Annotated in this window: 12 protein-coding genes; 10 read left to right on the top strand and 2 right to left on the bottom strand. The window is 61.1% G+C overall.

The window, feature by feature from the left end; genetic code table 11:
• Position 1: 1 nt before the first annotated feature.
• The 10 genes from tssM to AC0L14_RS09390 all read left to right on the top strand — a co-directional run bounded on the left by tssM (position 2) and on the right by AC0L14_RS09390 (position 10,422).
• Positions 2-3,538, top strand: a complete 3,537-nt coding sequence (tssM, locus tag AC0L14_RS09435; protein ID WP_473526265.1) for a type VI secretion system membrane subunit TssM — start codon at positions 2-4, stop codon at positions 3,536-3,538.
• Positions 3,535-4,068 (top strand): type VI secretion system-associated protein TagF, encoded by a 534-nt coding sequence (gene tagF, locus AC0L14_RS09430; RefSeq protein WP_473749273.1) that lies wholly within the window; start codon positions 3,535-3,537, stop codon positions 4,066-4,068. The genes tssM and tagF overlap by 4 nt, the downstream gene beginning before the upstream one ends.
• Before the next feature lie 106 nt (positions 4,069-4,174).
• Complete coding sequence (locus AC0L14_RS09425) at positions 4,175-5,194, top strand: DUF2169 family type VI secretion system accessory protein (RefSeq protein WP_473526267.1); 1,020 nt, start codon at positions 4,175-4,177, stop codon at positions 5,192-5,194.
• 10 nt (positions 5,195-5,204) lie between these two features.
• Positions 5,205-6,305: a beta-ketoacyl synthase N-terminal-like domain-containing protein gene (locus AC0L14_RS09420; RefSeq protein WP_473526268.1), complete on the top strand. Its 1,101-nt coding sequence runs from the start codon at positions 5,205-5,207 to the stop codon at positions 6,303-6,305.
• Complete coding sequence (locus AC0L14_RS09415; RefSeq protein ID WP_065006582.1) at positions 6,305-6,694, top strand: PAAR-like domain-containing protein; 390 nt, start codon at positions 6,305-6,307, stop codon at positions 6,692-6,694. The genes AC0L14_RS09420 and AC0L14_RS09415 overlap by 1 nt, the downstream gene beginning before the upstream one ends.
• Complete coding sequence (locus tag AC0L14_RS09410) at positions 6,684-7,196, top strand: hypothetical protein (RefSeq protein WP_473526269.1); 513 nt, start codon at positions 6,684-6,686, stop codon at positions 7,194-7,196. The genes AC0L14_RS09415 and AC0L14_RS09410 overlap by 11 nt, the downstream gene beginning before the upstream one ends.
• A gap of 29 nt (positions 7,197-7,225) precedes the next feature.
• Positions 7,226-7,660: a hypothetical protein gene (locus tag AC0L14_RS09405; RefSeq protein WP_473749271.1), complete on the top strand. Its 435-nt coding sequence runs from the start codon at positions 7,226-7,228 to the stop codon at positions 7,658-7,660.
• Between the two features lie 61 nt (positions 7,661-7,721).
• On the top strand, positions 7,722-8,654 hold the full coding sequence (locus tag AC0L14_RS09400; RefSeq protein WP_473749269.1) for a hypothetical protein: 933 nt from the start codon (positions 7,722-7,724) through the stop codon (positions 8,652-8,654).
• Positions 8,655-8,728: 74 nt separating this feature from the next.
• A complete protein-coding gene (locus tag AC0L14_RS09395; protein WP_287355561.1) occupies positions 8,729-9,181 on the top strand; it encodes a DUF6484 domain-containing protein in 453 nt (150 codons plus the stop codon).
• An 8-nt stretch (positions 9,182-9,189) separates the two neighbouring features.
• A complete protein-coding gene (locus AC0L14_RS09390; protein WP_473526272.1) occupies positions 9,190-10,422 on the top strand; it encodes a TIGR02270 family protein in 1,233 nt (410 codons plus the stop codon).
• 49 nt (positions 10,423-10,471) lie between these two features.
• Here the strand turns inward: AC0L14_RS09390 and AC0L14_RS09385 are convergent, their stop codons facing one another.
• A complete protein-coding gene (locus AC0L14_RS09385; RefSeq protein ID WP_473526273.1) occupies positions 10,472-11,530 on the bottom strand; it encodes a HEAT repeat domain-containing protein in 1,059 nt (352 codons plus the stop codon).
• A 62-nt stretch (positions 11,531-11,592) separates the two neighbouring features.
• The gene (locus AC0L14_RS09380; protein WP_473749267.1) at positions 11,593-13,920 is read right to left on the bottom strand and encodes a type VI secretion system Vgr family protein; all 2,328 of its coding nucleotides are present in this window, start codon (positions 13,918-13,920) and stop codon (positions 11,593-11,595) included.
• Positions 13,921-13,935: the final 15 nt, after the last annotated feature.

The following is a 13,935-nucleotide window of genomic DNA, read 5'->3' as shown; positions in this document are numbered from 1 at the left end:
GATGTTCATCCTGCGCTTCCTCTGGGCGGTTCTGACATCGCGCTGGCTGTGGACGCTGATCGGCATCGCACTGCTTTCCCTGGTTATCTGGGTGTTCGGCCCGATCGTCAGGGTCGGTGCTTACGAACCCTTCGCCTCGGAAAATGTCCGCATCGTCATCATTGCGCTGCTGGTCATCTTCTGGCTGATCTGGCTGATCGTCGCGCAGCGCCGGGCGATCCGAGCCAACCGCATGTTCGTCGCCGAAATCGCTGCGCCTGTGGTGGAAAAACCGCTGAGCCCCGGCGAAGAGAACGTCGCTGCCGTCGGCGCCAAGTTCGCCGAGGTGATGGTCGAATTGAAGCGCCGCAAGCTGGGCGGACGCAAGTTCCTGCGTGAGATGCCGTGGTACGTGATCGTCGGGCCGCCGGCCACCGGCAAGACCACGGCCTTGCGCCAGTCCGGCCTGAACTTTCCGATCGACCTCACCGACGATCTGCAGGGGGTTGGCGGCACCCGCAACTGCGACTGGTTTTTCTCCGAGAATGCAGTTCTGATCGACACGGCGGGCCGCTACGTGCAGCAGGAGAGCCAGCCGGACGTCGATGCGGCGGAATGGCTGGGCTTCCTCGACCTCTTGAAAAAGCATCGCGGCCGCCGGGCGCTCAACGGCGTGATCGTCGCGCTGTCGATCGATGCGCTTTCAGAGGGCGACGAAGCCATCAAGGCTCATGGCCGCAAGATCCGCCGTCGCCTGGCAGAGCTCAACGACCGGCTCGAAATCCGCCTTCCAGTCTACCTGATGCTGACCAAGGCCGATCTGATCAAGGGATTCGAGGCTTTCTTCGGCGGCCTGTCGACGGCCTCGCGCGAGCAGGTGTGGGGGACGACCTTCGCGCTGGATGCGCGTGTCGACGCAAAGACCATAGAACGGGAAATCGCCACCCTTGCGACGCAACTCGAGCGGCGGCTGGTGCCGCGCCTGGAGGACGAGGACAAACTCGCCGCCCGCGCCGAGATTTTCAGGTTTCCCGCCCAGCTCACAAGCCTGTCCGAGCCGATCCAGGTGCTGGTCGAGGCGATGTTCGGCGAAAGCCGCTACGAGGAAGCCGCCTGGCTGCGCGGCCTCTATCTGACGTCGGCGACCCAGGAAGGGGCGCCCATCGACCGGCTGACCGCGGCGCTGTCGTCATCCTTCGGTCTTCCGCCGCGGCGGGCGATGCCGGCGCCGCGTGTTGAAAAACGCAGCTTTTTCCTGAAGAACCTGCTGACCGAGGTCATTTTTAGGGAAGCCGGCCTGGGGACGTTCGATCCGCTGGCGCAGCGCCGCCGCGCCTGGATCTGGCGTGGCGCCGCGGCCGCCTGTGCCGCCGCCGCCCTGTTGGCCGGTGCGATGTTCACCTGGTCCTACTATGACAACCGCAATGCGATCGCAGCGCAGGCGGGCCAGTTCGAAGCGCTGCAGGCGCCGCTGACCACAGCAGCCGCGAGCCCGGCATCGGTGGAGCAGCCCGCCATCGACAGCGCGCTCAATGCGATGGCCGAGGTCGCAAATGCCCGTACCGCACCGCCGAGCAGTGCCCAGGATCTGCTGGGGCCATCGGCGTCGGCAGAGCTGCTGCGGGCGCAGGCCGACACTTACGAGCACGCTTTGCGCAACGTCCTCGAGCCGCACATGGTCGCTCTGCTCGAGGCGACCATGTGGCGGCAGATCCGCGATCCGGATTTCATGCTGGGGGCGCTAAAAACCTATCGCATGATGACTGGCCTGTCGCAGATGGACGCCGACTACGTCCAGAGCTGGTGGGTCAACGACTTGCCGGAATTCGCACCGGCGGCGCCGTTTCCGACCGCCGACGCGGAAGAGCACCAGCTTGCCGCGATCCGCCGCATGGCGGTCGACGACAGCTACATATCAGCGGATCAGGCGCTGGTTGCCGAGGCGCTGAAAACGGTTTGCACGATTTCGCTGCCGGCGCGCGCCTACAGGCAGTTGCTGGCCGACCCGGCGGTGGCCGGACTCAAGGAATGGATCCCGGCGAATTTCGCCGGTCCCAACGGCGCCAAGGTTTTTGCACGGCGTTCCGACAAGACGCTGCGCGTCGGCATTTCGGGCGCGTTCACCTATTCCGGCTTCCACGATGCCATTCTCGACCGGGTCGAGGATGTTGCCGCCCAGGCCGCACTCGATCGGGCGGTGTTTGCCGGAGGCTGCTCGGAAAATTCCGAAACCTCGGTCTCGGCGCTGTCGGAGGATATTCTAAAACTCTATTACGAAGACTACATCGCGCAATGGGACAGCATCCTGCGCGATATCAGGCTCGCGCCATTGGCCGACCTGAATGTCGCCAGCGAGAACCTAAAGGACCTTTCGAGTGCCGACTCGGCGCTGAAGCGCCTGCTTACGGCCGTCGTCCAGGAGACCGAGCTGACCCGGTCCGATGAAGCGCCGGCCGACAACAAGGCAGCAGCCAAGGGCACCTCGAAACTGCTCGGCAAGCTGGGGAAGCTGGGAAAGATCGTGAAGACAGGGGCAAAACTGCTGCCGCGCGCAGGATCCGCCAACGAGGTGGACCTTACCGGCAATCTGGTGGCCGAACACTTCAAGCCGCTCAAGGGGGCGATCGCCGAGGTCGACGGCCAGCCGCCGGCACTCGATGCCGCGGTGGTGGCGCTGACCGCACTTTCGAACGTGCTGCAGACGGTCACGGCCAATCCCGACCCGCAGGACGCCATCAAGAAACAGGGTGGGCTGGCCGAACTGACCGGAGCGGTCGCCAGGCAAGCGCAGATCCTGCCCGATCCGGTCGACGACTGGCTCGGCGGCATCGCCGGCGACACCAGCGGCCTGACACAGAAGGCGGTCACCTCGGAGCTCAACGCCATCTGGCGCGCCGACATCCTGCCGTTCTGCCAGGCGGCGCTGAACGACCGCTATCCGTTCAGCCCCGAAAGCGCGGTCGACGTCAATGTCCGCGATTTCGCCCGCCTGTTCGGGCCGGCCGGGATGATCGACACCTTCATCAACGACCATTTGATCAGCTATGTCGACACCGCCAGCCAGCCATGGAAATGGCGCGCCGATTTCGGCCTCGACGCGGCGGCCCTGGCGGCGTTCGAACAAGCCAGGCGGATTCGCGACGATCTGTTTCCAGGCGGTACCGGGCCGGTGATGAGCTTCACGCTGCAGCCGACGGACCTGTCGCCCAACGTGACGCGCGTGACGCTCAATCTCGATGGCCAGAACCTCGTCTACTACAACAACGCGACGCGGCCGCAGCCGATGACCTGGCCCGGCAAGGACGGCACCGGCGTCATCTCGCTCGCCTTCCAGCCGATCGACGGCTCGCCCGAAGTCATGTTGAACGAAACCGGCAGCTGGGCGTGGCTGAGGCTGCTGCGCAGCGGCCGCTTCACCGGCACCTCGCTGACGGATGTCTACAGCCTGCGACTGGGCACGCAAGGCATGTACGCCGATTTCGAGCTCAAGGCGGCAAGCGTCGAGAACCCCTACAATTTGCAAATGTTCAAGAAATTCTCATGTCCGCCGCAGATATGATCCTGCCCGGCTTTTACGGCAAAATGCCTGCCACCGGCGATTTCGTCACGCGGCGGCTGCCGGGGGATTTTGTGCGCATCTGGGACCGCTGGCTGGCGCAGCACATCGTGCCGCTGATCGGCTCGGAAACCTGGCCGCGCACCACCGCGCTACGCTTCCTGGCTGGTCCGGCTTCTTTCGGCGCCTCGGCGGGCATTATTCTGCAGAGCGCCGACAGGGTCGGCAGGCAGTTCCCTTTGAGCGTCGTCGCGCTGCTTCCTGATGCGTTCATTCAACTGGCTCGCGCTGAGGCGTGGTTTGCCGGGATCGAAGAGGCTGCCGCTGCCGCCCAGCAGGGCGAGCTGACGTCCGACGAACTGGATGGCGCTCTAAGCGTGCTGCCGGTGCCGCCTGTCGAGCCGGGCGAAGAGGTGATCGGCGATATGGTGATGTGGACTGCATACTCCGACATTTTCGACGTTGATCCGCTGTCGCCGCAGGCGACGCTGGAGCAAGTGTTCTCAGGAAGATGGAAGACTGGGCTGATATGACCGGATCAAATACCGAACATTATTCCCTGAGTGAACCCGCCGGATGCTCCGGCATTCCGAGAACATCCTAAGCCAACGATTTTCCGCCTGAGGGTCCGCCGCCGCCATGTGGGAAGTCAGCAACAGCACCGGGTTTCCAGCGATGGGGAGCTGGGTTCAGGACAAGGCCGCGAACAAGATCTGGCTGGTCTGCGTGAAAGCTACCTTGGACATACTGGCCGACGGAAGCACGCGGCCCTCGGAGAACCAGGTGCCGCCGTTCATACAGGGACAGCCCCTCGACGGCGACTACGAGAAAAGCCTGATCTATGAAGCCGATTTTTTCGGGGTGAAGCCCTGCACGGACGTGCTCGTCAACGGTACCGCTTGGTCACCGAACGGCAAACCGATCACAGAGCTCGATGTAGGATTCCAGGTTGGTCCGGTTCAAAAGCGCCTGAGCGTATTCGGCAATCGCTGGTGGACGGTGAACCTTGCCGGACGACGTGTCATCGCGAGCCCCGACCCGTTTCTCAAGATGCCGATCCGGTATGAAGCGGCATTCGGCGGCTGGGATCGCACTGCCAGCAATCCGAAGGATCATCGCCTGGAGGCGAGGAATCCGGTCGGGCGGGGCTTCATCTCCAACCCGAATGGCTGTCTCGGACGGCCGCTCCCCAATATCGAGTATCCGGCAAACCTGATTTCATCCGTCGCTAGCCGCCCCGCGCCGGCCGGCTTCAACGCGGTGGCCTGTCATTGGTCGCCGCGCCGGGAACTCGCCGGCACTTATGACGAGATCTGGCAGAAGACGCGCTTCCCGCTCTGGGCGAATGATCTCGATTCCCACTACTATTGCTGCGCCCCGCAGGATCAACAGGTCGCCGGCTATCTGCGGGGCGGCGAGCCGGTGCAGCTCATCAATCTCTCGCCGAACGGCCCGATACGCTTCCATCTTCCGCGCCTAGTTTTCGGCTTCTCAACGCGCATCAAACGCGAGACGATTCACACCAAAGGCACGTTGGCGACCGTGATCCTAGAGCCGGATACTTCGCGCGTGATTATGGTTTGGCAAAGCTCGCTCATATGCAATAAGGACATCGACTATCTCGATCAAACCTCTGTCCGCCTGAAAAAGCTGATGTGATGGAATGACGATGCCTACGCCAAGCGTCGCAGCCTATCTCCCTCGGACGCCAGTCTGGCTGGCCGGCCTTTCAGCGCGGACTCCGGTTGGTCTGCGTCCCGAAAGCGCTGCCGCAGCGGTGCGGGCGGGGATCTCAGCAATTTCCGAGCATCCGTTCTTCGTCGACCGCAATGGCGAGCCCATGCGCCTGGCGCAGGATGCGGTCATCGGCCCCGAGGTGCCGCTGGCGGAGCGCATGAAGGAACTGCTGTTGTCGACGCTGCTGCAACTGCCGCAGGCCGCGGCGCTGTCGGCCAACGGCCTGAGAACGCTCCTGATCATCTGTGCGCCGGAGCCGCGGCCCGGGTTACCGGACGGCATCGCCGAAGTGCTCGGTCGTGCCGTAATGGGACGATTCGGCCCGGCGAACCTGCGCGTGCAATGCCTGGCCAACGGACATGCTGCCGGAATGTTTGCGTTCGGTATGGCCGCCAAGGCGATCGATGAAGGCAAGACGGATCTGGCGGTGGTGGCAGGCGTGGATTCCTATCACGACTATCAAACGCTGGAATGGATGGATGAAACGGGGCAACTCAAATCCGAGGTGAACCGAGACGGCTTCTTCCCGGGAGAGGGAGCGGGCGCGTGCCTGCTGGCACGCCGCAATCTGATATCAGAACTGGGCCTGGAGGCCCTGGCGCAGCTGAGCGCAGTCAGCACCGCGCCCGAGCGGATCACCATCAAGCGACACGGCGAGGACGGGGTTTGCGTGGGCGAAGGGCTGAGCTCCGCCTTCCTCGGACTCGAGCCGGTCATTGGCACAGATCGGCGCAAGATCACCGACACCTACTGCGATCTCAATGGACAGCGCTACCGCAGCGAGGAGTTGGTCTACACAATCCTGCGAGTTCAGCATCTTTCAGATGAGGCAACCCACTATCTGCATCCAGCTGACTGCTGGGGCGATGTCGGCGCAGCGTCAGGTCCACTGTTCGCGGCGCTGGCTCACGCCGCCGCCAGCAAGGGCTACAGCCACGGTTCGCGAGCGGCGCTCTGGGCCAGTTCCGAAGGCGGCCAGCGCGCGGTGACGCTGCTGGACTTTTCTGCCAACCCGCCAAGAAAGCCTGCCTGATGGTTTCCGTTGGAGTCAACCCGCCCAAGACGCCGGTGACCGAGGGCAGCATAGACATGGCGCCGGCGGACGTGCCCAATGTGTGCAAGATGCCGGGACCGCCGGCTCCGTTCGTGCCCGTTCCGCTGCCGAATTTCGGACGCTCCGCCGACAGGCTGTCGGATGCCACCTCGACGGTCAAGATTGAAGGGAAGAAGATAGCCATCAAGGGAAGCTACTACATGAGCGCGCCGTCGCCTGATGTGGCGAGCCAGGGCACCGGCGGCGGCGTGGTGTCGTCGGCTACACAGGGAAAGACCGAGTTCGTCGCGCCCGGCTCGATGGACGTGAAGGCAGAAGGCAAGAACATCCAACTGCTCGGCGATCAGATGACGAACAATGGGAGCTAAGAACTCCGCCACCTCGACCGGTAATAAGCAGGGTCCGGACAACAAGCCGATGCACAAATGCGGCGAGGTTGGCAGCTATGGAAGTCTTTGTAACAGCGGCAAGGCGAGTCGAGCAGACGGGTCGCGGGTATGGGAGCGCGACCACGTTCCGGCGAAGGGAACTTTATATGCACGCGCCGTAAAACGCTTCGGCCCTTTCGACCCAGACGTTGCAAAGTGCGTAAAGGACAAAGTGGAAAGCAGGGGCAAGGCTATCGTAATCCCACGCAAAGTTCACCGGGCGGACAGTGAAACATGCGGGAATTTAAACAAACCGCTGATGAAGCCGGACGCGGAAACCAAGCAAAGCATGAAAGATGCCATAGAACGAGACACCGACGCAATACAAGCAGCGTTGGACGACACCGAGTGCGGACCCGCATATGCTGCGGCGGTCAAGGAACTTAAAGAGTTTGATTTCGAAGGAATGATAAAAGAGGCGGTCAAGGAGTGCGAGGGCTGACCATCGATCAAGCCAGTATGGAGGCAGTAATGGATTATCAGAAATGGGTAGACCTGTTTGGAAGGACGAATAACGATCCGGATTTAAAGGAAAATTTGAAACGGTCAGGTGTCACAAAAGGTGTGGTTATGCCGAGGGATGAGATCTACCTCTCCGTCGATGTAGATGGAATGACCCTTCAATTTGAGGATGTTGAGCTCTTCAAGGATGTTCCGGGGGGCGCCGGCACATGCGTGCTCACCAGTGTGACCATGCATGTGAAAAGGGAACCCTGGCCGTCTCCTTATGATATCCCAAAAGATGCAACTCGGCCGAGCCTGAGGGAAAGATTTGGAACTCCGGTCGAGCAGGAGGAAGCTTGGGACCAATGGAGAGTGTCCAACAAACTTCTTCTGAAGGCTCGCTACAAAATCGATGGTGACGCTCTCATGAAGGTTACCTTAAGCATGGAAGAACCGAAATAGGGGACGGATACGGCCTGGCATGGACTTCAGCGGAGCTGTAAGCCTTCTTGGGAGATCGTCAATGGATACCGAGGTTCAGGCCTTGATGTCGCGGCTGGCCATTTTGCGGCAGCCGGAAGTCGTGCTCGACGAGAACGACGGCTCTGTCCTGAATGCTCAGGATTGGCTTCTGAACAAGAAGCTTGGGGTGGAACTGGGATTCGAGGCGAGAGCGCACCTGCTCGGGCAGGAAATAGAGGATCCCAAGAACGAGCCGATGCTGTTCACTCAGATCTACTTTTACTGCGAGCGCTATGATGTCGGCCCGTACCAAGGATCTTTGCCTGCCGGCCTCGTGGCTTCGGACAGCAGGATTTCGGCGCGAGACAGGTTGGCCGCCTACGAGAGCACCCGGCGTTCCTACACCAGGGACACGTGGGAGCTTCCACAGTTTCAGCTCATCATTGGTTATGCAAATGGCGGCACGAATATAGGTTTCGTTTCTTGTCAACTTCGACCGCCGCCAATGCCTGCCGACTACGACGATGCAGGTCTGATACCGTCAACCCCAAATATCATGGCCGCGCTTGGCAAGAAGTTGTCCGATCCCGGACTTCGGCTTATGTTTTCGCCTCTGCGATTGGAGCAAAATCTGGAAGTCGACGATGGCGGCTTGGTTGGAAGATTCGATAAACACTTGGGTCTTTTCCTCCACTTCCGGTACATGGAGGGGGGGCGCGATCTGGCGCTGACCCATGTGCTGTTCTATCGAGAATACGAAGCCGACGGGGCGCGTTGGCCCGGCACGCTTCCGAATGGATTGCACTTCGACGATTCGCCTGAAGTTGTATTTCGAAAGATCACAGCAGAGCCGATCAAGCATTACGACGAGGAATTCACAGGAGACGCAACCTGGAAATTCCCTGAGTATACGTTGCAAGTTTTGTATAGCACCATGAGGAATTACATCCTACGGGTGCAGGTCAGTGCGCCTGGAGTTCTCCCCATAGCATAGCGACGAATTGCGCCGCATTCAGATCACGGCTATCATGCGCCAAAGACATCAAGCTAGTCACAAGGTAAGCACCTGTGAACGATCGCCCCGATTTCGCGCGCGTAGGCAGCGGTCTCAGCGATGGCCTTGTCATCGGCACCTTCATAGGACGCAACAAGTCAGGCGAGCCGATCGTCTCCGTACCGGACGGAATCGAGAGCAGGATGGTTGCTGCCCGCGCTGCAACCATGCTCGAGGCGTCGGATTTCGGGACCGACGTGGTCGTGATGTTCGACGGTGGCGATCCCGACCGCGCCGTCATTCTGGGCCGCCTGCTGCGTCCGAAGCCGGTTGCCGCCGAGGATGTCGCCGTGACCCTGGACGGGGAGCGCCTGGATCTTTCCGCCGAACGTGAGATCGTGCTTCGCTGCGGCAAGGCCAGCATAACGCTGACCCGTACCGGCAAGATCATTCTGCGCGGCACCTATATTCTCAGCCGCTCCTCTGGCCCCAACAAGATCAAAGGTGGCTCGATCCAGCTTAACTAGGGCCTCGGATGTCGCGCCGCGTTATCGAGCATATCGTCGAGCAACATGCCGAAGACGCGGCCTTCCTTTGGCTGCAGCGTGAAAGGGCGGTCGACGCTCCCGATCAGTACCTCAAGAATTTGAGCAGACTGGACGACCGGCTGGAGGCACATATCGACGGTCTTCGTGTTTCGGGCGAGTGGGGCTGGCAGGTAGCCGAGAGGGCCTTCGACCAGTATCAGGAGCCGGGCGAGACTTTCGTGGCTGCCGTCCTTGCCTTCGAGAGCCTGTCCGAGAACAGGATTGGCTACGTTCTGAATCTCGCCGAGGCATCTCCAGATTTATTCCGAGCTACCGTATCGGCCCTGGGTTGGGTCGAGCCGTATCGAATTCAGGAATGGGTACGCTCCCTTTTGGAGGATCCGCGCCCCATCCGGCGCCTACTCGGTTTGGCCGCGTGTTCGGTCCGGCGGATCGACCCCGCGATGCGCCTTTCAGAGTTGCTGAACGATACCCTCGCGGTGCGCGCCAGAGCCTTGCGCCTGGCCGGGGAAGTTGGGCGCGTCGATCTGCTCTCCGACATTAAGGCGGCCCTAAATGACCCACACGAAACTTGTCGATTTTGGGCCGCATGGTCCTGCGTGCTGCTGGGAGACAGGCATGAGGCACTGGAAATCTTGCGGAGGCACGCCAGCGTCGACGGGATTGGTTGGAAGGGCGTGCAACTTCTGTTGCGCGCCGCGGATCACCAAAGCGCCGTGCAATGGCTGCTTAGTCTGCGTGGGGATCGTTCGAAGGAACGTCTGATTGCTGCCGGGTCGGGCATCCTGGGGGACCCCATCTTCGTGCCGTGGCTGACCACACGCATGCGCGACCCGAAGCTCGCACGGCTGGCCGGCGAAAGTTTTGAGACCATAACCGGAATGTCAATCGAGCGCGAAGGGATGAATATCAAGCCGCCGGCCGACGTGGATTTCGAGAATGCGTCACCAGCCGACTATTTCGCTCGCGACCAGGATCTGGTCTGGCCCGATGTCCGCAAGATTCGCGAATGGTGGCGGCGCAACCAGACGGACTTCAGTCAGGGTAAAAGATATCTGCAGGGCAAGCCTCTGGCGGCGGCGAGTCTGGCGGAGATCTTTGCAAACGGAACGCTGCGTCAGAGGCGATGCGCTGCTCTTGAGTTAGCGTTAAGTGCGCCGGATGCCCCGCTGGCCAACAGCTCGGCACGTTCGCTCAACCGGCTCGCGCCAACTGGTTGAGACTCGGCAGTGGTTCTGTGATCCGAGCGGCCCGCCTGGCGCCCCCCGCTCAATTTTTGATGTGTCCTTGGCGCTGTCCCCATTCCAGGACCTTGCCGGCAAGCGGGACACTTACGGCCTGATCACCAAAATATTCCTCGAAGCGAAGCCCCGCCGCGCCGGGGTCAGTCGTGAAGAGATCGCTCTCCTGCCGCGCCTCGGGAAACAGTTCCAGAAACGACGCGCCCGCGGTCACGGCAAGAGCGGGATTGCCCATCCGTTCAATCAACCACGGCAGGATCGATCGATCGCCCAGCATGCCAGCCGCTCTCACCCCGAGGGAGGCGCTCTGCGGTGACGTATACAGCGAGCCTATCCAGCTTCGCGCTTCCTTCATCGGCATCGCCTTCACCGCAGCTCGAAGCGCGCTCAGCGCGTTGTCGTCGCCTTGCACTGCTACCCTCCTCAGTTCAGCGAGGTCGCCTGAGCCAAGTTCGCTCAAAGCCCAGGCAGCCCAGAAACGTACCTGCTGGTCCTCATCGGAACCCGCATTCCTGACTTCGCCCGTCAGATCGGCGCGACCGAGCTTCGCGACCAGCCGAAGGCTCGCCGCACGTACTGACGTGTCGGGATCGCGCAGTCGCAACGATAGCATCTGTTTTGGATCGACGCGGTGTTCGAAGCAGGCCGACACGCCCAGGAACCGCTTGAACGGATCACGCGCGTCATTAATCCACGCTCGCACCCATGGCGCAATTAGGCGAGGCGTATGCCATGCCAGCGCGCCGAGCAGGCCACCTGGGCCGTCGATCGCGGTGCGACCAATTTCAACTGCTTGCGCGACATGATCGGCGCTCTCGAACTCGAGAGCCGTCCAAGACACGACGAAGAGTTCGCCCTTGCCAGGCGACGCCTGATGGAGGGCGAGGACACAGGGCCAAGCCGCCCGGCTTGCGACCCTTATGCCATCGAGACTTATTTCCAATCTATCGTCTATGGCCGCTATGGCGTCCAAATCTGGAGGATCGTCAAGGGCTAAACTGTCCCTTTGTGCCCACAACGACGCCGCCTGCTCAGCATGCTGCCCTACAATATTCTCTAGGATGATCATTCGGGCAAAAGCAGCCATTCTTTCACGATACACGATGTTGTTAAGGCGCTACCCCGCCATCAATGAAAACAAGGCTTCCGCTAGTTTTCGTGGATTTTGGAACCCTTCATGGTGATGTCGCTCGATGCCTTGATATTGATCTTCCCGGATCCGTTGACGGTAATATCTTTGCCCTTGATGATGATATTTCCATCCTTCTTCATGGTGATCGAGGCGCTGCCACACGTCAGCGAAATCGAATCCCCGGCGTCGATCGCAAAGTTCTTGCCGATCTTGAAACTGCCGTCATTGGCAACATCCACGGCACTAGCTTTGCCGACCTTCAGGGTGTGCCCGCCGCCGACGTCGGTCGCGTCGTCCGCGCCGATCTTCAACTTGCGGCCTTTACCGATTTCAAAATTTTGGCCACCGCCGACCTTCTTATTCTGGTCCGCAGCGATGCTGATATTCTGGCTTGCGCCGATCTTCCATGTATCCGAGGCGCCGATGCTGTGGCTCTGGCTTGTCCCAACACTGACCGACCGCGTCGCCCCGATCGTGTTGCTCTGCAATCCGCCGACACTGCGCTGTTCCGCCGCTCCGACGGAATCCACACGCGCCGCGCCAACTGTCACCGTCTGGACGAGCGCCACAGTCTGCGTATGATTGGCGCCAATCGTCTCCGTCGAGTTCGCCCCAATACCGATCGTCTCGTTCGAGCCCACGGTCAGCGAGCGATTGACCCCCACCGTCTCGGTGTCGTTATTGCCGATATCCGTGGTCTGGTCGACGCCGACCTTGACCGTCTTGTTGTTGCCGACGTCCTCGTCGAGGTTGTGGCCGACGGAGTGCTTGGCGTCGTGGTCGATGCGGTCGGACTGGTCGTGCTGTACCAGCTTGGTGCGGTCGTTCTTGATCAGAAGGTTGTGGTCCTTCTGCGCCTGGAAATTGACCAGTTCGGAGCCGGCCTTGTCCTCGAACATCAGCTCGTTGTAGCCGCCGCCGCCTTTCGAAGAGTCGGATTTCCAGCCGGATTGCGTGGCGTTGCCCGGCAGTCCGTATGGCGGCATCTGCGAGGCGTTGTAGACGCGGCCGGTGATGATCGGCAGATCCGGGTCGCCTTCGATGAAGTCGACGATCACCTCCTGGCCGATGCGCGGTATCTGGATGAAGCCCCAGCCGCTGCCGGCCCAGGTCTGTGACACCCGCACGAAGCAGGAGCTGTTCTGGTCCTTCTTGCCGAGACGGTCCCAGTGGAACTGGACCTTCACCCGTGCATATTTGTCGGTGAATATTTCCTCGCCGGACGGACCGACCACCGTCGCCGTCTGCGGACCGCGCATGATCGGCCGTGTCGTCACCCGCGGAGGACGATAGGGCAAGGCAGTCGGCGCCACGCCGAGGATCACCTTGAAGTTCTCGCTTTCGACGTCGGCAAGGGCTCTGTAGCCCGGATCGAACAGCCTGTATTCGGCGCTGACCACCAGATACTCCTGGTTCTGGTCTTCTCTTGGGAAGCCGTCCAGCTTGAACGTGCAGCCGGAATACAGGCCGCGCACCGTGCCGACTGCAGCGATGCGCTGGTGCACGGCTTGGATTTCCTCGCGCCGGATCGCGGCCAGGCTGTCGCCGCGACCGACGTCGAGATGCGCGCCGGGCTGGCGGTAATTCTCGCCCGCCGCCAGCTTGTGACTGAACGGCTGGGCGGATTTGGCCATCAGGTCAGCGCCCGGCTTCTTGAAATCATAGTCGGTATGGACATAGGCACCTGGCCGCACGGAGCTGCCCGGAATCCATTCGGTGATGTATTCGACATCGCGACGGGAGCCCTGCCCTTCAAAGTGATAAGGCACCTTTTCATAGCCCGGCGCCGGCTTGAGCTTGTTCATTGCGTCTGCGAGCACAAGCGTGTGATTGCCCTCGTCATGCTCGAAGAAATACAGGATGCCTTCGTGCTCGAGCAGCCGCTGCACGAAATCGAGATCGGTCTCATCGTACTGGACGCAGTATTCGCGCGGCGGATAAGACCCTTGCAGGCGCTTCTCGAATTTTGCCGTGCTGTATTTCGAGAAAACCTCCTCGACGATTTCGATGACGCTCATGTTCTGGAAAATGCGGCAGTCGGTGGTATTGCCGAGAAACCAAAGCCATGGCCTGACGACGGCTTCGTAGTAAGCCAGACGGTCCTCGATCCGGGTCAGCCGAAACTCGGACACAAGGCCGCTGAACCAGCGTTTCGGATCGGATTCACCTTCGACCGAAACAGCACCGCCCAGCATCTTCAGGGGATCGATCTCGGGGCTGTTGCTCACGAACCCGACCGTATAGGCCAAACAACGGCTGATCTCATCGCGCCCGATAAGATGCGTGAAGGTCAACAGGTCAGCGCCAACCGGCGTCTGCACAACCGTGGCACGTTCGTTCGGCATGGGTCGTGCCCCCTC

Source organism: Mesorhizobium sp. WSM4841 (assembly GCF_055811515.1).
Note: the sequence above shows the minus strand (reverse complement) of the source record. Positions and strands in the feature narration are given on the sequence as shown.

Coding starts and splice junctions, on each gene's coding strand:
- tssM (WP_473526265.1), top strand. CDS start 2: ATGTTCATCCTGCGCTTCCTCTGGGCGGTTCTGACATCGCGCTGGCTG.
- tagF (WP_473749273.1), top strand. CDS start 3,535: ATGATCCTGCCCGGCTTTTACGGCAAAATGCCTGCCACCGGCGATTTC.
- AC0L14_RS09425 (WP_473526267.1), top strand. CDS start 4,175: ATGTGGGAAGTCAGCAACAGCACCGGGTTTCCAGCGATGGGGAGCTGG.
- AC0L14_RS09420 (WP_473526268.1), top strand. CDS start 5,205: ATGCCTACGCCAAGCGTCGCAGCCTATCTCCCTCGGACGCCAGTCTGG.
- AC0L14_RS09415 (WP_065006582.1), top strand. CDS start 6,305: ATGGTTTCCGTTGGAGTCAACCCGCCCAAGACGCCGGTGACCGAGGGC.
- AC0L14_RS09410 (WP_473526269.1), top strand. CDS start 6,684: ATGGGAGCTAAGAACTCCGCCACCTCGACCGGTAATAAGCAGGGTCCG.
- AC0L14_RS09405 (WP_473749271.1), top strand. CDS start 7,226: ATGGATTATCAGAAATGGGTAGACCTGTTTGGAAGGACGAATAACGAT.
- AC0L14_RS09400 (WP_473749269.1), top strand. CDS start 7,722: ATGGATACCGAGGTTCAGGCCTTGATGTCGCGGCTGGCCATTTTGCGG.
- AC0L14_RS09390 (WP_473526272.1), top strand. CDS start 9,190: ATGTCGCGCCGCGTTATCGAGCATATCGTCGAGCAACATGCCGAAGAC.
- AC0L14_RS09385 (WP_473526273.1), bottom strand. CDS start 11,530: ATGGCTGCTTTTGCCCGAATGATCATCCTAGAGAATATTGTAGGGCAG.
- AC0L14_RS09380 (WP_473749267.1), bottom strand. CDS start 13,920: ATGCCGAACGAACGTGCCACGGTTGTGCAGACGCCGGTTGGCGCTGAC.